The organism is Cupriavidus sp. 05N39, from assembly GCF_056397325.1.
The window spans coordinates 12,245-32,501 of the sequence record NZ_JBFTNE010000052.1; the positions used below are offsets into that span (position 1 = coordinate 12,245).

The 20,257-nt window shown below is 65.5% G+C and carries 10 protein-coding genes and 1 pseudogene; 9 read left to right on the forward strand and 2 right to left on the reverse strand.

The annotated features are described in order from the left end of the window. The first annotated feature begins 18 nt into the window (after positions 1–18). From mgtA to AC1DN0_RS23630, 7 genes are all read left to right on the forward strand, one after another. Positions 19–2,601: a magnesium-translocating P-type ATPase gene (mgtA, locus tag AC1DN0_RS23600; RefSeq protein WP_477146052.1), complete on the forward strand. Its 2,583-nt coding sequence runs from the start codon at positions 19–21 to the stop codon at positions 2,599–2,601. A gap of 114 nt (positions 2,602–2,715) precedes the next feature. After that, positions 2,716–3,417 (forward strand): VIT1/CCC1 transporter family protein, encoded by a 702-nt coding sequence (locus AC1DN0_RS23605; protein ID WP_441633789.1) that lies wholly within the window; start codon positions 2,716–2,718, stop codon positions 3,415–3,417. Positions 3,418–3,600: 183 nt separating this feature from the next. After that, on the forward strand, positions 3,601–3,756 hold the full coding sequence (locus AC1DN0_RS23610) for a DUF3309 family protein (protein ID WP_441633787.1): 156 nt from the start codon (positions 3,601–3,603) through the stop codon (positions 3,754–3,756). 211 nt (positions 3,757–3,967) lie between these two features. Next, complete coding sequence (locus tag AC1DN0_RS23615) at positions 3,968–5,317, forward strand: phosphoribosyltransferase family protein (RefSeq protein WP_477111777.1); 1,350 nt, start codon at positions 3,968–3,970, stop codon at positions 5,315–5,317. Between the two features lie 233 nt (positions 5,318–5,550). Next, positions 5,551–6,390 (forward strand): universal stress protein, encoded by an 840-nt coding sequence (locus AC1DN0_RS23620; RefSeq protein WP_441633784.1) that lies wholly within the window; start codon positions 5,551–5,553, stop codon positions 6,388–6,390. Between the two features lie 119 nt (positions 6,391–6,509). Continuing rightward, positions 6,510–7,139 (forward strand): glutathione S-transferase family protein, encoded by a 630-nt coding sequence (locus tag AC1DN0_RS23625; RefSeq protein WP_441633783.1) that lies wholly within the window; start codon positions 6,510–6,512, stop codon positions 7,137–7,139. Between the two features lie 46 nt (positions 7,140–7,185). Further along, a complete protein-coding gene (locus tag AC1DN0_RS23630) occupies positions 7,186–7,821 on the forward strand; it encodes a glutathione S-transferase family protein (protein WP_441633781.1) in 636 nt (211 codons plus the stop codon). A gap of 314 nt (positions 7,822–8,135) precedes the next feature. On the opposite strand, the gene AC1DN0_RS23635 is transcribed toward AC1DN0_RS23630, so the two are convergent. Further along, positions 8,136–8,531 carry a cupin domain-containing protein gene (locus AC1DN0_RS23635; RefSeq protein WP_428180459.1) on the reverse strand — a complete coding sequence of 132 codons (396 nt, stop codon included), beginning with the start codon at positions 8,529–8,531 and terminating at the stop codon, positions 8,136–8,138. Positions 8,532–8,958: 427 nt separating this feature from the next. Continuing rightward, positions 8,959–9,093 (reverse strand): annotated as a pseudogene (locus AC1DN0_RS23640) (IS4 family transposase); the annotation flags it as partial. A gap of 324 nt (positions 9,094–9,417) precedes the next feature. On the opposite strand from AC1DN0_RS23640, the gene AC1DN0_RS23645 reads away from it, so the two are divergent. Both AC1DN0_RS23645 and AC1DN0_RS23650 read left to right on the forward strand, forming a co-directional pair. Next, positions 9,418–11,133: a ShlB/FhaC/HecB family hemolysin secretion/activation protein gene (locus AC1DN0_RS23645; RefSeq protein WP_477146047.1), complete on the forward strand. Its 1,716-nt coding sequence runs from the start codon at positions 9,418–9,420 to the stop codon at positions 11,131–11,133. A gap of 54 nt (positions 11,134–11,187) precedes the next feature. Next, positions 11,188–20,130, forward strand: coding sequence for a hemagglutinin repeat-containing protein (locus tag AC1DN0_RS23650; RefSeq protein WP_477146048.1), 8,943 nt, complete (start codon positions 11,188–11,190; stop codon positions 20,128–20,130). Positions 20,131–20,257 lie beyond the last annotated feature (127 nt).

The window sequence follows — 20,257 nt, forward strand, 5'->3', positions numbered from 1 at the left end:
GAGCCCGCGTCCTGCGGCATGCCGGAGGCGTTGCTGCGGGCTGCCAACACGCCGCTGGCGGCCTTGCTCAAGCAACTGGACGCCAGCCCGGACGGCCTGACCCATGCCGAGGCCGAACTGCGGCTGCGAAGCCATGGCCCCAACCTGGTGGCGCACGAGCGCCCGCGTCCGGCGGTGATCGACCTGCTGCGCCGCCTGCTCAATCCGCTCAATGTGCTGCTGCTGACGCTGGCGGCGGTATCGGCGGCCATCCGCGATTACGACGCCGCGGCTGTGATCGCGGTGATGGTGATGCTCAGCGTTGGCGTGGCCACGGTGCAGGAGCGCCGCTCCGGACGCGCGGCGGCAGCGCTGCGCGCCATGGTCCATACCACCGCCGCCACGCAGCGCAGGGCCGGGCCGGGGACATCGCCCGCCATCAGCGAACTGCCGATCGGCGCGCTGGTGCCGGGCGACATCGTCCACCTGGCGGCGGGCGATCTTGTCCCCGCGGATGCCAGGCTGCTGGCGTCGAAGGATCTGTTTGTCAACCAGTCGGCCCTCACCGGGGAATCGCTGCCTGTGGAGAAATTCGCGCGCGAGAGCGCCAGCGGCGACGAACCCGGCACGCTGGAGAACATCGTGCTGATGGGCACGGCCGTGGTCAGCGGCAGCGCGACCGTGGTGGTGGTGCTGACCGGGCCGCGCGCCATGTTCGGCGGCATCGCCCGCTCGCTGTCGGAGGAGACGTCCGGCACGGTATTCGAGCAAGGCCTGCAGCGCTTCGCCCGGTTGATGATCGGCCTGATCGTGATCCTTGCGCCGCTGGTGTTCCTGATCAACGGACTGACCAAGGGCGACTGGCTGGAGGCGTTGCTGTTTGCGGTGGCCGTCGCCGTGGGGCTGACCCCCGAGATGTTGCCGATGCTGGTGACCGTGAACCTGGCGAAGGGCGCGCTTGCCATGTCGCGCCGCAAGGTGATCGTGAAACATCTCAGCGCCATCCAGAACCTGGGGGCGATGGATGTGCTGTGCACCGACAAGACCGGCACGCTGACGCAGGACCGCATCATCCTGAAAAAGCATGTGGACCTGGCTGGCCGGGAGACCGCGCGCGTGCTGGAGTTCGCCTACCTGAACAGCTACCACCAGTCGGGTTTGCACAACCTGCTGGACAAGGCGGTGCTCTTCCATGACGAGGTGGGCGAAATGCTGCGGCAACAGGGCGGCTATCGCAAGATCGACGAGGTGCCGTTCGATTTCGAGCGGCGCCGCATGTCGGTGGTGGTGGATGGGCCGCAGGGCAGGCTGCTGGTCTGCAAGGGCGCGGTGGAGGAGGTCTACGCAGTCTGCGCCAGCGCCGAACTTGGGGGGCAGGCCATTGCGCTGGATGATTCGCATCGCCACGCCCTGATGACGGTCTGCAATGCGCTCAACGAAGATGGCTTCCGGGTGATCGCGATCGCCTACAAGCCCTTGCCGCCGGCGCCCGATACGCAGCCCTACTCGGTGGCGGACGAATCCGGGCTGATCCTGCTCGGCTATATCGCTTTCATCGACCCGCCCAAGGATAGCGCGGCGCCGGCGCTGGCGGCACTGCGCGGCAGCGGCATCGAGGTCAAGGTGCTGACCGGCGACAGCCCGGTGATCGCGCGCAAGATCTGCCGGGAAGTCGGCATCGACGTGGACCGCGCGGTTCTCGGCCACGAACTCGACGGGCTCTCGCCGCAAGCCCTGGGGGAACTGGCCGAACGCACGCAGCTCTTCGCCAAGCTGGCGCCGGCGCACAAGGCGGCCATCGTCAAGGCCCTGCGGGCGCGCGGACGGGTGGTGGGCGTGCTGGGCGACGGCATCAACGACGGACCGGCGCTCAAGGCGGCCGACGTGGGCATCTCGGTGGACAGTGGCGCCGATATCGCGAAGGAATCGGCCAGCATCATCCTGCTGGAAAAGAGCCTGCTGGTGCTGYACGACGGCGTGATCGAAGGCCGCAAGGTCTTTGCCAACCTGCTCAAGTACCTGCGCATGGGCGCCAGCTCGAATTTCGGCAATATGTTCAGCGTGCTCGGCGCGAGCGCCTGGCTGCCGTTCCTGCCGATGGCGCCGATCCAGGTGCTGACGAACAACCTGCTCTACGATTTCTCGCAGACCGCGCTGCCGACGGACAACGTCGACGAAGATGCCATCAGCCGTCCGCGCCGCTGGGAGATCGGCAAGATCGGCCGCTACATCCTGTGCATCGGTCCGATCAGTTCGCTGTTCGACTATGTCACCTTTGCCACGCTTTATTGGCTGCTGGGTGCGAGTACGCCTGCGCAGCAGCACCTGTTCCAGACCGGCTGGTTCCTGGAGTCGCTGCTGTCGCAGACCCTGATCGTCCATGTGATTCGCACCCGCAAGATCCCGTTCATACAAAGCCGTGGCAGTACCGCGCTGATCACCACCGGCGTAGCGATCTGCCTGACCGGCATCTGGCTGCCATACTCGCCGCTGGCGGCGCCGTTGGGGCTGGTGGCGCCGCCCGGCGTGTTCTGGGTGCTGCTGTTGCCGATCCTCGTTGGCTATTGCTGCCTGACCTATGTGCTGCGGGGCTGGCTGGTGCGGCGTTTTGCCATCGACTGAACGCGTATCCACGCACAGGCACGGCCGGGCAAACGGGTGCCTTCGTTGCAACCGGGAGGCCTCGCAGGTAGCATCATCAGGTCATCTGCAGTCCACATCGGAGGCCGCTGCACCATGAGGTCCTTATCCCGCCACAGTGAACGTCACCGGGTTGATCGCACAGGCTGGCTGCGCGCCGCGGTGCTCGGTGCCAATGATGGCATTGTCTCCACCGCCAGCCTGGTGCTGGGCGTCGCCGCCGCCAGCGCGAGCCAGGCGAACATCCTGATGACCGGCATCGCGGGCCTGGTGGCCGGAGCCATGTCGATGGCCGCGGGGGAATATATCTCGGTCCATTCGCAGGCGGACACCGAGAAGGCCGACCTGAGGCGGGAGCGTGGAGAGCTGGATGCCGATCCCGCCGCCGAGCAGCACGAACTCGCGACGATTTATGTGGAGCGGGGGCTTGAGCCGGGTCTTGCCAGGGAGGTAGCGGCGCAACTCATGGCACACGACAGCCTGGCGGCCCATGCACGCGATGAGCTCGGCATTTCGCAGGCGCTGAGCGCACAACCCATCCAGGCTGCCATGGCATCGGCCGCCAGCTTTGCCGTCGGCGCGCTCCTTCCGCTGGTGGTGGCCTGGCTGGCGCCTGGCCGCGGGCTGATGCCATGGGTATCGGGAATGTCGCTCATCTTTCTCGCCGCGCTAGGCGCCGTCGCTGCGCAGGTCGGCGGTGCCAGCAGAATCTCGGGCGCGGGACGCGTCACCTTCTGGGGCGCGCTCGCCATGGCGATCACCGCCGGCGTCGGTGTACTGTCTGGCGCCGTCCTTTAGGGCATCGGCTTGCGTCATGGACGCGATGTCCTGATCGGGATGCTCCGCGCAAGACAGGGCCAGCGCTGCTATCGCACGCCACCCGTCCCGCCCGCGCGCGGCTTGATACACGACAACTGCCAGGCTTCATTACCGCATATAGTGACCTGACAAGCAGCGGCTGGAAGTCAAGGAGGACGCGAAATGCTGGGGACTATTCTGTTAATTCTCCTGATACTGGTTCTGATCGGCGCAATGCCAGCCTGGCCGCACAGCCGGAGCTGGGGTTACGCGCCCAGCGGCTTGTTGGGACTGGTATTGCTGATCGTCATCGTATTGCTGGTAATGGGCCGAATCTAGCGTTCCCGGCGCCAGACGCACCACCGGTGAACTGGCAGTGCCTGATATGGAACACGCTCTGGTATCCGGGGGGGCACGTGAGTAGGGTGCGCTTCACGTTGAGACCGGCTGTTGCCAATCCTTGACATAGCGCAAGTGGTATCGCCGCTGGGGGTCTATTCTGGGCGCTAGCCGCGCCGCGCTGCCGTGGCACACAGCAGAGGAGCAGATCGTGAATCCGCTAGTTGCCCGCTTTGAGAGCCGCGAGGACGCCGCGGCGCAGCTAGCCGAAGCGCTGCGCGCCTATCGTGGCCAGCATCCCCTGATCCTTGCCGTTCCGAAGGGCGGAGTAGCTGTCGGGCGCGGACTTGCCGACGCCCTGGAGGGCGATCTCGATGTGATGCTGGTCAGCAAGCTTGCCGGCCCGGACAACGCCGTCGCCGCGATTGGCGCCGTGACGGAGAACGGCTGGACCTACGCCGTCGAGTGCCCGGCGGGGGGACAGCCCGATCCCGTCCATTTTGCGCAGGAGCGGCTGGCAAAGCTCGATCTGCTGCGGCAACAATGCGCGATCTACACGTCGCATCGCGCGCGGCTGGACCCGCGTGGCCGTGTTGTGATCCTGGTGGACGACGGTATCTGCACTGGCGCCACCATGATGGCGGCGATCCATACCGTGCGCAGGCAGCAGCCGGCCAGGCTGGTTTGCGCCGTTCCCATCGGCGCACCAAAAGGCCTGGCGGTGGTCCGCGCCTGCGCCGACGAGGTCGTGTGCCTGCGGGCAGCCGGGACGGATCCCGATATCCACCACGCCTACCAGCGCTTTCCGCTGGTGGACGACGCGGAGGTCCGTGCGCTGTTGTGGCGCGACATCGAATCGCGCAACGCCGGGGCCATCGGAGCAAGAGCCCTGGCCGATGGCTTGCCGGTTGGCATCGCGTGCGACGGCACCAGGCTTCACGGCGTGCTCGACGCCCCCGGCAATCCGGTCGGGCTGGTGCTGATGGTCCATGCCAACGGGGGCGGCGACCACGCTGTGCGAAACCAGTATGTCGCGAGGAAACTGAACGCCAGGGGACTGGCTACGCTGCTGGTGGACCTGATCGGGCCCAGGGAGCCCATGCGGGCGGAAAAGCGCCAGGATATTGCCATGCTGGCCGGACGGCTGCGAGCGGTGATGCAAGCGGTGCCGGGCTACGTTCGCACGCGGCTGCGCTTGCCGGCGCTGCCCGTCGGCTGCTTTGGCACCGGCACCGCCGCCGCCGCCGCGTTGAAGCTGGCGGGAGACGCGGGCGCGGATTTGCGCACGCTCGTGCTCGCCGCGGGGCGAGTGGACCTGGCCGACGCCGATACCCTGGGCAAGGTGGCCGTACCCACGCTTCTTGTGGTGGGTGCCGGCGATCCGGAAGGCATCCGGATCAATGACTTGGCGTTCGCCAGCCTTCGCTGTCCGCGGCAACTGCGGCTGGTGGCGGGCGAGGGCCGGGTATTCGAGGAGCCCGCCGCGATCGAGGACCTGGCCACGCTGGCAGGCGGCTGGTTCTCGCAATTGCTTGCCGACGGGCGGATGGCCGTCATGTAGGCGTGCCTGCCGGGTGTTCACAGAATGCCAACATCCGTTGCGCGCATCGCGAAGGCATCGAAGCGCGGCTCGCACTGCCGCGGATTCCCATGTACAGCGTTGCCCGATGGCCCCGGCCCGGCCATATTGACCTGGCGCAACGACCGGACAGTCCGCGCTTGCGCTGCGCGGCGCAGGCGCTACAGTGCATTCTGACCCGATCACGAGCCCGGCCGACGGGCGGGAGCCTCCTTATGTCCTACGCCACCATCATGGTGATTCTCGATCCCAGCCGGCGGTCATACCATCGCATCGAAATCGCCGCGCAGCTTGCCGCCAGGCACAATGCCACGCTGGTCGGCATGTTCGCCTGCCATCGACCCGAACCCGCGTGGGTGTACCGGCTGCCCGACGGCGCCGGTTACCTCGATGCCCTTCAGGCACGTTACGAGGAGGATGGCGAGATCGTGCGGCGCAGCTTCGAGGGCGCGACGGAAGAGCTGCCGATCACTGCGCAATGGCAGGCTTTCGACGGGCTTCCCCTGGCCATCGGCCAGCGCGAAGCGCGCCTGGCGGACTTGCTGGTGGTCGGCCAGGCCGACCCGGCGGATCCGACGGCCTTCGTGGCCGAGGGGTTTGTCGAATCCATCGTGCTTGCCAGTGGCCGGCCGGTACTGGCGATTCCCAGGGCGGGCCGGTTCAACACCGTTGGCAGCCGCGTGCTGATCGCCTGGGACGGCGGGCGCGAGGCGGCACGCGCTATCCACGATGCGCTGCCATTTCTGCGCCAGGCCGAGGCCGTGACCATTGTCACTTGCACGGTGGCGGGCAAGGCCGACGACCCCTGGAACACGCCTGCGCAGTACGCCGCGACCTGGCTGGCGGCGCATGGCGTGACGGCGGCGGTATGCAATCTCCCCGTGACCGACCTGGCCGACGCGGGCGAGCGGCTGCTGTCGGAAGCCGCCGACCTGGATGCCGATCTCATCGTGGCCGGCGCCTATGGGCACAACAGGTTCCGTGAGGTGATGCTGGGTGGCGTGACCCGGACGTTGCTGGAAACCATGACGATTCCCGTGCTGTTCTCGCACTGAGTCCGATATCCAAACCGGGTAGCCCAGCGGCCATCGCCCGGCGTCCCGGCAGCGCGGCCTTGCCTGGTGTATCGTTGACGTCTTCCGCAAACAAGGTGTTTTCACTGGGGACGCATGGAATGCTGACGATCTGGGGCAGGGCGAATTCGGTCAATGTGCAGAAGGTGCTTTGGTGTTGCGACGAACTCGGCCTGCCGTTCGAGCGCATCGACGCCGGCATGCAATTCGGCGGCAACGACCGGCCCGAGTATCTTGCGATGAATCCGAACGGGCGCGTCCCTACGCTCATCGATGACGGCTTTGTGTTGTGGGAGTCGAATTCGATCCTGCGCTACCTTGCCATGCAGTACGGGAAGGGCACCACGCTGTACCCGGCCGAGCCGAAGGTGCGCGCAAGCGTGGACCGCTGGCTGGACTGGTCCCTTTCGACCTTGCAGCCGGCGGAAAGGCCGGTATTCTGGGGTTATGTGCGAACGTCGGCCGCAGAGCGCGACGTGGCGCGCCTGAATGCCGACGCCGCCACCGTGGCGGGCCTGTGGCGGATGATCGACCGGCAGTTGCAAGGCCGCGATTTTCTCGAGTGCGGCACGTTCACGCTGGCTGACCTGGTGCTGGGTGCGTACGCGCGCCGCTGGTACGGCCTCGACGCCCAGATCGACCGCCCCGCAACGCCGGACCTGGACCGCTGGTACCAGGGCATCGGCGGGCGTGCCGGCTTCCGGCAGCATGTTGGCGTGCCGCTGAGCTGATCCAGGCGCAAGCCAGGGTGCCGTCCCTCATCACCTACCAATTCCCATGACCATCATCCTGCACACATGGAACACGCCGAACGGACGCAAGATCAGCGTCGCGCTCGAGGAAATGGCCTTGCCGTACACCGTCAAGACGGTGAACATCACCAAGGGCGAGCAGCACCAGGCGGACTTCCTGCGCATCAGCCCCAACAACCGGATTCCGGCCATCGTCGATCCCGATGGTCCCGGCGGCCAGCCGATCAGCGTGTTCGAATCCGGCGCGATCCTGCTCTACCTCGGCGAGAAAACCGGCAAATTCCTGCCAGCATCCCTGCGCGAACGGGTACCGGTGCTGGAGTGGCTGATGTGGCAGATGGGCGGCTTCGGGCCCATGCCGGGACAAGTCCATCACTTCCGCACTGTGGAGTCGGAGGCCGACCGGCACTATGGGCTCAAGCGCTATTCAGAGGAAACCAACCGTCTTTACGGCGTGCTTGACCGGCGGCTGGCGGAAGTGGAATTCGTCGCGGGCGAGCTATCCGTGGCGGATTTCGCGATCCTCGGGTGGGCATGGCGGCATGAGCGCCATCAGGTTTCGCTCGATCGTTTTCCCAACATCCGGCGCTGGTATGACGCCTTGTTTGCCCGGCCAGGGGTACAGCGCGGCTTTGCGGTCAAGCTGGACGATGCGGCGTAGGCCATCTCCGGTCGATGGCCGCGCCCACGGAAATCGTGCCTGCAGAGGGGGTTCTCCGGCACGTGCGGTCCGTTTGACATGGGTCAAGTGCCGCAACGGTCAGTCCGGATAAGATGGTTTCCGTCATGGAGATGCGGGGGCGCTCTTCATGACTTGTCTACCCGTTTCCAGAATACGGAAACTTGGCCCGCGCCACGCAAGTGGGGCGGGCTTTTTTATTGTGGCGAGCCTCATGCTGGATGCGCGGGATCGACCGTGCGCTGCATCGCGGCGGAGACAAACGACAAACGTGCCCCGATGCAGCGACAGCGATATCAGGGCGCGGGCGTCGCGAGCGGCTTGCCCTTTTCGACCACATACACGCCGACCAGGCTGACCGGCGCGGTGCCGGGATTGTGCGCGTCATGCACGACCCCGGCCGGAACCACGAACGACTCGCCCGCCTTGACGACCCGCGGCGGTTGCCCGTCGATCAGGAGTTCGGCCTGGCCTGCCAATATGTAGCTGACCTCGTCGCCCGGATGCGTATGCCGTCCCGCATAGGCGCCGGGCGCCACCTCCACCCGTGCCACCACAGCCTCCCGCCCCGGCACGGAAACGTCCTCCTTGCCGACAAGGGTACGCGTAAGGCCGCTGCCCTGCGCCAGCACGGCGCCAGAGGCGAGCCATAGCCCGGCGCCCGCAAGCATGCTCAGTGTCCTGGTGTTCATGGTCTGTCTTCTCCCGAATTGGTCTTGTTTTGCTGCGTTTCACTTCAAAAGGCATGTCGCCCGGAAAGCGTGGCATTCAGGTGACTGCTGGAACCAGTTGCAGGTGGGACGGGTGGCCGGCCGGAACGGGCCGGCGAGACGATGGCAGATGCTAGCAAATGCGCCAGTGTGTTTGGAATATGGCGCAGCCCTATATCGGCAAGCGTCATGCTTGGACTACTTGGTGACGCTCCGCGAGCAACTCAGGAATGACCTGCCCGACTTCAATGGCAACACAAGCCGGACGCTGCCGATGCCCACGCGCTATGTGATCGCGCCAGGACGGGATGTTGGTGGACATGGCGTCGCCGTCTAGGTTCATGGCTCCTTCCAGTTGCAGTATCTCAGTTTCGGCAAGTGACCTTATGTCCATTCCCTTATGCGGAAGTCATGGTTCTTCCCGCAGTGCCTGAATAGCGGGTGCGCCGTCCATGGTTCGCTGCATGCCGATCCAGATTGTCTTGGCGCCAGGTTCACCATCGCTCTTGCGCCCAGGAAACCCACCCAGGGAAGCGCATGTGCGATAGCTGCAGCGCTTCGACCCCAGGACATGATGGGGTTCGCCAGGCCAGCAGATCCTGTGACACGGAATCACCCCATGCGGTGCTGACGCGGAGCCGCAGGCGCGGTCTGCAGCCGTGCGAAAGAACCGCGCAAGGTTGGGAAGAATCTCCCCAATTTCAAGAAATTTCCTAAGCACGCCGCACTTCGCAGCGCGAACACTCTAGGTTTGGTTGCAAGTCACTCTCAGTCGCGTGAGCGGACAAGTGCAACTTCTCTGGCCTGCCATAGGCGGTACTGGATGCCCGCCAGCAGGGGGCATGGGCCAATACAGGGAAGAACAAACATGGAGCAACGGAGGTACTGGTCATCGGTAATGCGCTCGTGGTGCCTGGCTTGCGGCCTGCTGGTGTTTCCGATCGCCTCGCAGGGGCAGGCACCCGGAAGCCCGGCGCAGGAATTACTGCGCCAGCAGGAGCGCGAACGCGTCTTGCGCGAGCAGCAGGAAACCACGCCGGATGTGCGCATGCAGATGCCGGCCCTGGCGGCGCCCGATCAGTTGCCGAGGGAAGAAAGTCCCTGCTTCACGATCCACGAGATCCAGCTGACTGGCGAGGATGCCGGCAAATTCCTGTGGGCGCTGAAGGCGGCTGACCCTGCCACCGATCCCGCTACCGGCCGTTGCCTGGGCACCGCAGGCATCAACGTGGTGATGAAGCGCATCCAGAATGCCATCGTCGCGCGTGGCTTTGTGACCACGCGTGTGCTGGCGGCCCCGCAGGACCTGAGCAGCGGCGTCCTGACGCTCTCGGTGGTCCCGGGGCGGGTACGGGCGGTCCGCTTCGCCGCGGATACCTCCTCGCGTGCCACCGCCTGGAACGCCGTACCGATCCGCCGTGGCGATCTGCTCAACCTGCGCGATATCGAACAGGCGCTGGAGAACTTCAAGCGCGTCCCCACCGTGGAGGCCGACATCCAGATCGTGCCGGCGGAAGGTGAGGACGCACGGCCTGGCGAAAGCGACCTGGTCATCGCCTGGTCGCAGCGCCGGCCCATGCGGCTGAACGTCGCGCTGGACGATTCCGGCAGCCGGGCGACGGGCAAGTACCAGGCGAGCGCCACGCTCTCGCTGGACGATACCTTGATGCTGAACGATCTCTTCTACGCCAACGTCAACCACGACGTGTTCAGCCCCGGCGGCAAGGGCACGCAGGGCTACACCATCCATTACAGCGTCCCGCTTGGCTACTGGCAGCTGGGCGCCACCGCCGGTGGCTACAAATACCGCCAGACCGTGGCCGGCTACTCGCAGAACTATGTCTACCGCGGCACCAGCGAAAACGCCGAAGTCCGCTTGTCGCGCCTGTTGTATCGCGATGCGACGCGCAAGACCGGCGCCTACGTCCGCGGCTGGCTGCGCCAATCCGGCAACTACATCGACGACACCGAGATCGAAGTGCAGCGCCGCCGCACCGGCGGCTGGGAGCTGGGGCTGACGCATCGGGAGTACCTGGGCACGTCCACCCTCGATGCCACGCTTGCCTACCGGCGCGGCACTGGCGCCTTCGGGGCGATGGCGGCGCCGGAGGAAGACTTCGGTGAAGGCACCTCGCGCATGCAGGTCATCACCGCCGACGCCCAGTTCGCCGTGCCATTCCGGATCGCCAACCAATCCCTGCGCTACACCGCCAACTGGCGGGCGCAATGGAACCGCACGCCGCTGGTGCCGCRGGACCGTTTCGCCATCGGCGGGCGCTATACCGTGCGCGGCTTCGACGGCGAACTCACGCTCATGGGCGAGCGCGGATGGCTATGGCGCAACGACCTGGGGCTGGCCCTGGGCGCCGGGCAGGAAGTGTACGTCGCCGTCGATGTGGGGCGTGTCGGCGGTCCCGCCACCCGCTGGCAACCGGGCCGCACCCTCGCGGGTTCGGCCATCGGCTTGCGCGGCGGCATGCATGGCGGCTACTGGGACGTCTTCTTAGGCACGCCGCTGTACAAGCCCCAAGGGTTCCGGACCGACTCTGTCATCGCCGGCTTCAGCATGGGCTGGTCTTACTGATCTCCTTGGGGCGAGTGCGCCCGCATTCGTATCTGCATAAATGGGAATGGCCGCATGAACAAGAACCTCTACCGCATCATTTTCAACCGTGCCCGCGGCATGCTCCAGGTCGTCGCCGAAATCGCCCGAGGCCACAGCAGCGGTGGCGGGGGGCGGGGCATAGCGGCCAGCAGACCTTGCGTCGTGATGGTGCGGCCATTGAATTTCGCCGTGTGGGTCATCATGGGGCACGTCGTCCTGGGCGGCACGGCGCTTGCGCAGGTGGTGGCCGATCCCAGCGCGCCGGGCAACCAGCGTCCGACCGTGCTGCTAGCACCGAATGGCACTCCCTTGGTCAACATCCAGACCCCAAGTGCAGCCGGTGTTTCGCGTAACACCTACCAGCAATTTGACGTGGGCCAGCAGGGGGCGATCCTCAACAACTCCCGCGGGAACACACAAACGCAGTTGGGCGGCTGGGTGCAGGGCAACCCATGGCTGGGCAAGGGGACGGCCAAGGTCATTCTCAACGAAGTCAATTCCAGCAACCCCAGCCGGCTTAACGGCTACGTCGAAATCGCCGGTAGCCGGGCGCAACTGGTCATCGCCAACCCGGCCGGGATTTCCTGCGACGGCTGCGGCTTCATCAATGCCAACCGGCTGACCCTGACCACCGGTACGCCGGTCGTCAACGGCGGCTCTCTGGAGGGCTATCGTGTCGAAGGCGGCGCCCTCCGGGTCCAGGGCAAGGGCCTGGACGCCAGCGGTGCCGATTACACCGACGTGATCGCTCGCTCGATGGAGGTCAACGCCGGCATCTGGGCCAGCCAACTGCAAGTCACGACGGGCGTCAACGATGTCAGCGCCGATCACACCCGGGTGGCGGCCAAGGCCGCTGGCGGCAAGGCTCCGGCCTTCGCCGTGGACGTGAGCAGCCTGGGCGGCATGTATAGCCAGAAGATCGTTTTATTGGGCACGGAACATGGCGTCGGGGTTCGCAACGCCGGGAACCTGGGCACCCAGGCGGGCGAACTGGTCGTGACCGCCGATGGCCGCCTGGAGAATAGCGGTGCCATGCAGGCGCGGACCGATACCCGGGTGAACGCAAGCGGCGGCGTCGCCAATGCCGGCACCCTCAGCGCCGGGCGCGAGTTGGTGGTGAACACCCCGCAGGATGTGGACAACCGTGGCGGCACCCTCAACGGCCGGCGCGTAGAGGTCAATGCGCAATCGCTCGCCAATCGTGACGGCGCGATCGAGCAGACCGGCGTACAGAACCTGGCCTTGCGCGTAACGGTCGCCTCCAACCGCCATGGCGGGCGCATTGGCCTGGTCGAAGCCAGCAGCGGTGGTGGCCCAGGCAGCTCGGGTAACGGAGGCGTCCCGGGRAGCGGTAGCGAAGGCGGCAGCACAAGCACCGGAGGCATTGTGGAGGTCGATGCTGGCACCGCGCCCGCGCCGCACCCTCCGGCCCGCCTGGCCGACGGTGCGCTCAATATTGCCAAGACCCTCGACAACGACGGCGGCCGCATCTTCGCCGGCGGCGCGATCGACCTTGCCGCCAGTGGCGGCCTGAACAACGACGGCGGCCATCTGGGCGTGCGCCAGCTCAGCGTCAGCGGGGGAGACCTGGCCAACCGCAGCGGCGAACTGCATGTCTCGGACGCCGCCAGCATCCGCGCTGGCCAGGTGAGCAACGACGATGGCCGCCTGCAACTGGGCGGCGCGCTGACCTTCACGGCCGACAACCTCTCCAACCGCGCGGGGGCTTTCCTGCACGGCGGCACGGATGCCACCCATCTGCAGGTGGCCGATACGCTCGACAACAGCGATGGCACCCTGGTGAGCAATGCGTCGCAATTGAGTCTGTCGTCCCGCCAGCTCATCAACCAGAGTGGCAAGCTCAACCACGCCGGCGATGCTGCCCTGAAGATGCAGGTTGACACGCTCAACGGCAAAGACGGCCAGATCGCCACGGCGGGCGCGGCGGCCTTCAAGCTCGGCAGCGCTGACCACCGCAACGCCAGCCTGAGCGCGGCCCGGATCGACCTCACTGCCGAGTCGTTCGACAACCGCGGCGGCAAGATCGTCGCCAGTGGCGAGCACGGCAACCGGCTCCACGTGGCCGGCTCGCTCGACAACAGCCAAGGCACGATTGCAACCAATGGCGACCTGAGCATCCGCGCCAGCACGTTCGGCAACGCGGACGGTACCGTGCAACACGCCGGCAACGGTCGCCTGGATATCGCTGCCGGCACACTCAACGGTGCCGGCGGAACGCTCGCCAGCAATGGCGCCCTCACCCTTACCGGCGAGACCACTGACCTGTTCGGCGGCACCATCCTGGCCCGCAAGATCGAAATTGACACCGGCAAGCTGACCAGCGCCGCGGGCAGCCTGAGCGCCAGCGGCACCGACGCACTCGACGTGAAGGTGCGCGGGGCGCTGGACAATCATGGCGGCACCATCGCCGGTAACGGCGCCCTCGACCTGAATGCGAAATCCCTGGGCAACCGCGACGGCAATATCCAGGCAGCCGGCGCTGCCGATACCCGCCTTGCCGTGGCCGAAACGCTGGATAACACGGGCGGCACCCTGGCAGCGGCGGGGGACACCGCCATCCAGGCTGGAACGCTGCACAACCAGGGGGGCACGCTGCAAGCGGCCGGAGAAGCCGGACTGGACGTCCGGGTCGACGGCCGGCTCGACAACCGCGACGGCGGCGTCATTGTCAGCGGCGGCGCGGGCCAGGTCACGGCAGGTTCCCTCGACAATCGCGGTGGTACCCTCAACGCCCGTGGCACCCTGACCGTCAGTGCCAGCGAAGGGCTGGACAACCGCGCCGGCAAGCTCGTCAGCCATGGCGACCTGGGCCTGACCACCGGCAGCCTGGACAACCGCGATGGCGGCCTCGTCGCCTCCACCAAAGGCGGGGTGACCGTGGACTCCCGTGGCCGTACCGATAACGCCGGTGGCACGCTTCAGGCCGCCGGTGGCCTGGCGCTGGACAGCACCGGGCTCGGCAACGCTGCCGGCACCGTCCTTGGCGCCAATTTGCGCATCGACACCCGCCAGGCGGCGCTGGACAACGCCCACGGCACCCTCGCCAGCACGGCGGGCAGGCTCGACATCCGCAGCGGCGCATTCGACAACACCGCAGGCCTGCTGCAATCGGCCGGCGCCCTCGGCTTGAGCGGCGGCGACCTGGACAATCGTGCCGGCGTGCTCCACAGCCAGGGAGATCTGGCCGCACAAGTCGGTACCCTCGACAACCGCAACGGTGGCCAGTTCAGCGGCAACGCTGGCGTGTGCCTGGACGGCAGCGCGCTGCAGAACCAGGGCGGCAAGGTCCAGGCCAGCAAAAAACTGACCGTGACGCTGACCGGTACCGCCGACAACCACAACGGCCTGATGGCGGCCGGCGACGATCTGGGCGTGAACGCCGACACCATCCTCAATCGCGACACCCAAAGCGCCGATCCCCAAGCGCCGCTGGGTTTGCAGGGCGGCACCGTGGCCCTGGCCGGCAACCGCATCGACAACACCGCCGGCACCATCGCCGCCGACCGTMACATCGGCATTACCGGCGCCGGCGTGGGTAACACCCTGGACAACACCGGCGGCAGCGTCTCTTCGGCGGGCAGCATCGCCGTGACCGCCAACCGCATCGTCAACAGTGCCGGCACGCTGCTGTCCGGCACCCGCCAGTCCATCGAGGCCGGGGGGATGGCCGGCGATGGCAGGGTGCTTTCCAAGGGCGACCTGACCGTTGCCTTGCAGCAGGCCTTCGACAATAGCGGCGAAATCACCGCCAACGGTCGCGCGCTCATCAGTACCGCTGGCCGCCTGACCAACCGCAGCACCTTGCAGGCCGGCGACCTGGAAGTCCGCGGCAGCCATGTGGACAACACCGCCAGCGGCCAGATCAGCGGCGGGCGCACCCTGGTGGCGGCCGGCGGCACACTGGGCAACCGCGGCCTGATCGACGGCGGCCGGACCCGCATCGAAGCCGGCACCCTCGATAACGTCGGCACCGGGCGCATCTACGGCGACCATGTCGGCATCCAGGCGGGGAGCGTGCTAAACCGCGAGGAGCACGCCAACGGCCAGACCAAGGCCGCCGCCATCGCCGCGCGCCAGCGCCTCGACATCGGCGCCGGCGTTGTCAACAACCGCGAACAGGCGCTGATCTTCAGCGCCGGTGGTGGCAGCGACGCCATGAATATCGGCGGGGCGCTCGATGCCGAAGGGCATGCCACCGGCCGCGCTGGCCTGCTGCTCAACGACAGCGCCACCATCGAATCCCTCGGCGGCCTCACCATCGACGCCAGCCGCCTGCGCAACGGCAACCTGCACTTCGGCGCCGAGGTGGTGCAGGTTGGCGGGCCGACCAAGGGCATGTACCTGCAGCCCAACGGTGACCCGAACAAACACGATATTGGCGATTTCGCCTGGGAGCGTTGGAGCAAAGCGGGCCTCTACCGCAACAAGCAGACCGGCGCCGAAGTGAAGGCCTGGACCCAGTACGACATCACCCGCACCGAGTACGAAACCCAGGTCACCCAAAGCGCGCCGGCGCTGATGCGCTCCGGCGGCAACATGACGCTGCGCGGCGACGAACTGACCAATGATAGAAGCCACATCTTCGCCGGCGGCGCCTTGCAGGGCGACTTGCACAACCTGAAGAACGAACAGGTGTTCGGCGAGCACATCCAGCGCGAGCAAGGCACCAGCCAGTACACCTACAGCCGCTGGCGCGGCGGCTTCAAGTGGTATCACGAGCGCAAGTGGGACGGCAGGATCGCCTACACCCCCGCCGACACGATCCAGACCATCCCCCTGAACGTGTCCAAGGCCCAGCAACACACCGCCAGCAACGGCAGTGGCTACAGCGTCGGCGGGCGCAACACCGGCGGCGTGGGTGGCACCATCGCCGGTGGCAGCGGTACCTCCGGCGGCGCCAGCTCGCGCGAGATCATCGAAGTGGCGGCCGCGGTGGGAAGCGTCAGCGGCCCTGGCACCCTCCAGGGACAAGACGCGGCATCCGCGGACGGCCCGGGCGCCAGCACGAGCAGCAGCGTCGGTGCCGCCAGTGGCAACGACCCCGCCGTGATCCGTACCGTGGGCGTCGACACCCAGGTCCCCACCAACAGCCTGTTCCGCGTCCAGCCGGACAGCGGCAGCTACCTGATCGAAACCGACCCGCGCTTTGCCAACTACCGCAACTGGCTCAGCTCCGACTACCTGCTGTCGCAGTTGGGCTACGACCCGGCCGCCATGCACAAGCGCCTGGGCGACGGCTTCTACGAACAGGGCCTGGTGCGCGACCAGATCGGCCAGCTCACCGGCCGGCGCTTCCTCCAGGGCTACGGCAGCGACGAAGCGCAGTACCGCGCGCTGCTGGAAGCCGGCGGCACCTATGCCAAGGCCTGGAGCCTGCGCCCCGGCGTGGCGCTGAGCGCCGAGCAGATGGCCCAGCTCACCAGCGACATGGTCTGGCTGGTGGAGCAAGATGTCACCCTGGCCGACGGCACGCGCAGCCGTGCCCTGGTGCCGCAGGTCTACGTGCGCGTCAAGCCCGGCGACCTCAACGGCAATGGCACGCTGATCGCCGCCGACAGCATTGACCTCGAGTTGAAGGGCGACCTGGTCAACTCCGGCACCATCGCCGGGCGCACCGCCGTCAAGCTCACCGGCGAGAACCTGCGCAACCTCGGTGGCCGCATCACAGGCGACGCGGTGGCCCTGAAGGCCCGCAACGATCTGGACAATATCGGCGGTACGCTGGATGCGGGCAAGGCGCTGTCCGCGACAGCCGGACGCGACCTCAATGTGGTCACCACCATCCACAGCGACGCCAAGCGGGCGGGCCTGAGCGACTTCAGCCGCACCCACATCGACCGCGCCGCCGGCCTGTACGTCAGCAACCCCGGCGGCACCCTGGTGGCCATGGCCGGGCGCGACGCCAACCTGATGGCCGCGCAAATCATCAATGCCGGCAAGGACGGCAAGACCGCCATCGTCGCCGGGCGCGACCTCAACCTCGGCACCGTCCAGGTCGCCGAGCAGGAAAACAACGTCCGCAACACCAGCAACTACCTCAAACAGGGCCATGGGCAGGATGTTGGCACCACCGTGCGAACCGAAGGCGACGTTCGCCTGCAGGCCGTCGGCGATCTCAACGCCCGCGCCGCCAACGTCACCAGCGACAAAGGCGCTTTGGTGGCCGTGGCACAAGGCGACGTCAACATCGTCGCCGGCGAGGCCGGAAGCACCTGGAGCGAAGGCCGCAAGCACAAGAGCAGCGGCCTGTTCGGCTCCACCACCAAAACCAGCCGTAACAGCGTGGAGGAAACCAACGCCGTAGCCAGCACCTTCAGCGGCAACACCGTGGCGGTGCAGGGGCAGAACGTCACGGTCACTGGCAGCAATGTGGTGTCCGATGCGCGCACCGTCATCGTGGCGAAGAACGACCTCAGGGTAGAAGCCGCAACCAACACCCGCAGCGAAAGCCACTTCAAGCGCACCGACAAGACCGGCTTCCTCTACAACGGCGGGGTCGCAATCACCCTCGGCAGTCAGATGCAGAGCGTAGGCAAGAAGGATATGAGCACCAGCGCCGCGGCCTCCACCGTGGGCGCCACCGGCGGTAGCGTTACCCTGGTCGCGGGCAACCACTACCAGCAGACCGGCAGCCACGTACTGGCGCCCAAAGGGGATATCGATATCCACGCCAGGAAGGTGGATATCGTCGAGACTCGCGAAAGCGGGCGCAGCACGGAGGAGAGTAAATTCCGCCAGTCCGGCCTGACCGTGGCGGTGACCGCACCGGTGATCTCGGCCTTGCAGGCTGCCGAGCAGATGAAGAGTGCGGCTGGCAAGACTGAGGATCCACGGATGAAGGCACTGGCCGCCGCAACCACCGTGCTGACGGCCAAGAATACGCTCGACACCATCAAGGCCGACCCCAAGGCGGCCGGTGGCCTCAATATCTCAATCACCGTGGGCGGCAGCAAGAGCGACAGCAAGTTCACCAGCACCCGCGACACCGCCGTCGGCTCCACCGTGGCTGCCGGCGGCGACGTGCGTATCAGTGCCACTGGCGCCGGCCAGGATTCCGACCTCACTGTCCAGGGCAGCCGCATCCGCGCCGGTGGCAACGCTCACCTCAAGGCCGACGGCGACCTCACCCTGCTGGCCGCTCAAAACACCAACGAAACCGACCGCAAGAGCAGCAGCGCCAGTGGTGGCGTCGGCGTGGCCATCTCGGTTGGTTCCAATGGCGTCGGCTTCGGTGTCACAGCCAATGCCAGCGGCTCCAAAGGCAAGGGCGAAGGCAAGGACGTCACCTGGAGCAACGCCCATGTCAACGCGGGCGAACGCCTGACCCTGGAATCGGGCGGCGACACCACCCTGCGCGGCGCGGTGGCCAGTGGTAAACAGGTGGTGGCCGATGTCGGCGGCAACCTCAATATCGAGAGCCTGCAAGACACCAGTACCTTTAAAAGCAAGGATCAAAGCCTTGGTGGGAGCGTCACCGTAGGTGTTGGTTTTGCCGCCAGCGCCAGCTATTCCAACAGCAAGGTCGACGGCGATTTCGCCAGCGTCCGGGGGCAAAGCGGCATCCAGGYCGGCGACGGCGGTTTCGATGTCAAGGTCAAGGGCAACACCGACCTCAAGGGGGCCGCCATCGCCAGTACAGACCAGGCCGTGAAGGATGGTCTCAACCGCGTGAGCACCGGCACCTTGACCGTTAGCGATATCGAAAATCGCAGCAAGCACAAGGCCACTGGTGTGAGCCTATCGGGTGGCTTCAGCGTGAGCGGCGATGACAAGAAGGCGGATGGAAAAGAGACCGACAAGCAATCGGAAAGCTCCAAAGCCACTAATGTCGCAGGCAAGGGCAGCGACTGGTCGCTGCAGAACTTCGGCAACAGCGTCGGTGCCGGGGCCCCCGGGTACAGCAGGATCAGTGGCAGCGACAGCAGCGTCACTCGTAGTGGTATCAGTGGTGGTGCTATCGAGGCTCGAAACGAGACTGAGCATAAGGCAATGACAGGCAAGACCGTCGAAGAAACGGTTGCCAGTATTAATCGAGACATCCTCATTGGCGATAGCGCGAATGGTCTTGTCAAGGACTGGGATGCCGGCAAGCTGGTCGCGCAAGTGCAGGCCCAGGCGGAGATCGCGGCAGCATTTTCGCAGCAAGCATACACGGCAGTGGATAGCTACGTGAAAACCGAACGTGCCGAACTGCAAGCACGCTTGAAGCAAGTGAAGACTACGGAGGAGAAGGCGGTTGTCGAAGCTGAACTGAAGGATCTTAAGTTGCAAGAGCGCGTGATGAACGTACTAATTGGCGCTGTCACTGGCTCTGGCACATCGGCGGTTACCAAGGAAACTCTGTCAGCTGCCGCCAGTAAAATGCGTGAATTGATGATTGAAGATTCTGCGAAGTTTGCGGGAGTAACAGATGGTCAAACTACTATCAATAATATATCTGGCGAAAGTGTGGGGTCCAATGGGGACGGTGTAAAACTTGGTGGCACACGAATTGATTTGGAAAAGCTATGCGGAAAAACTAATGAGCGGTGTCTAAAGAAAACCGATGGAAGTCTGGATCTTGATGACAAAAAACAGGTTCAGTTTGATAACGGGGCTGTCGGGATGAGTTTGGCTGAATTTTTGGGGACAGAGAAAGGTAAAGAAATGGGCGGCCTTACCGGTGGGATACAGGGTGTAAGAGGCACTTTATTCGGTGTGCCTTACGGGACTGGTAGTTGGCAAGATAGATTGATCGAATCCTTTGCCGGCACTCATGACATGATTGGTGGAAAGTTGGGGGGGCTCTACGACGAGGAAGGCAATGCGAAGCGAGAGCGCTCACTTGCGGTAAAAGTCGGGCATGAGGCATGGAGTATCGCGGCAATTCCTATTTCCGGGCCTTTCGCAATGGCCGAGGCATTGCCCCCCGAAGTCTGGCAGGCTATTTCTCTTCTTCTAAAGTCGGGAATTTAAGAGCTGCCAGATTAACTTTACCTCCTTAAATAAAATATTTTTATCCATTTTGTATGTTTTGATGGTTTTTGATGAAGATTAAATTTTTTATAGTTGTTTTTCTCCCTCTCTTATTATTTGGGTGTGG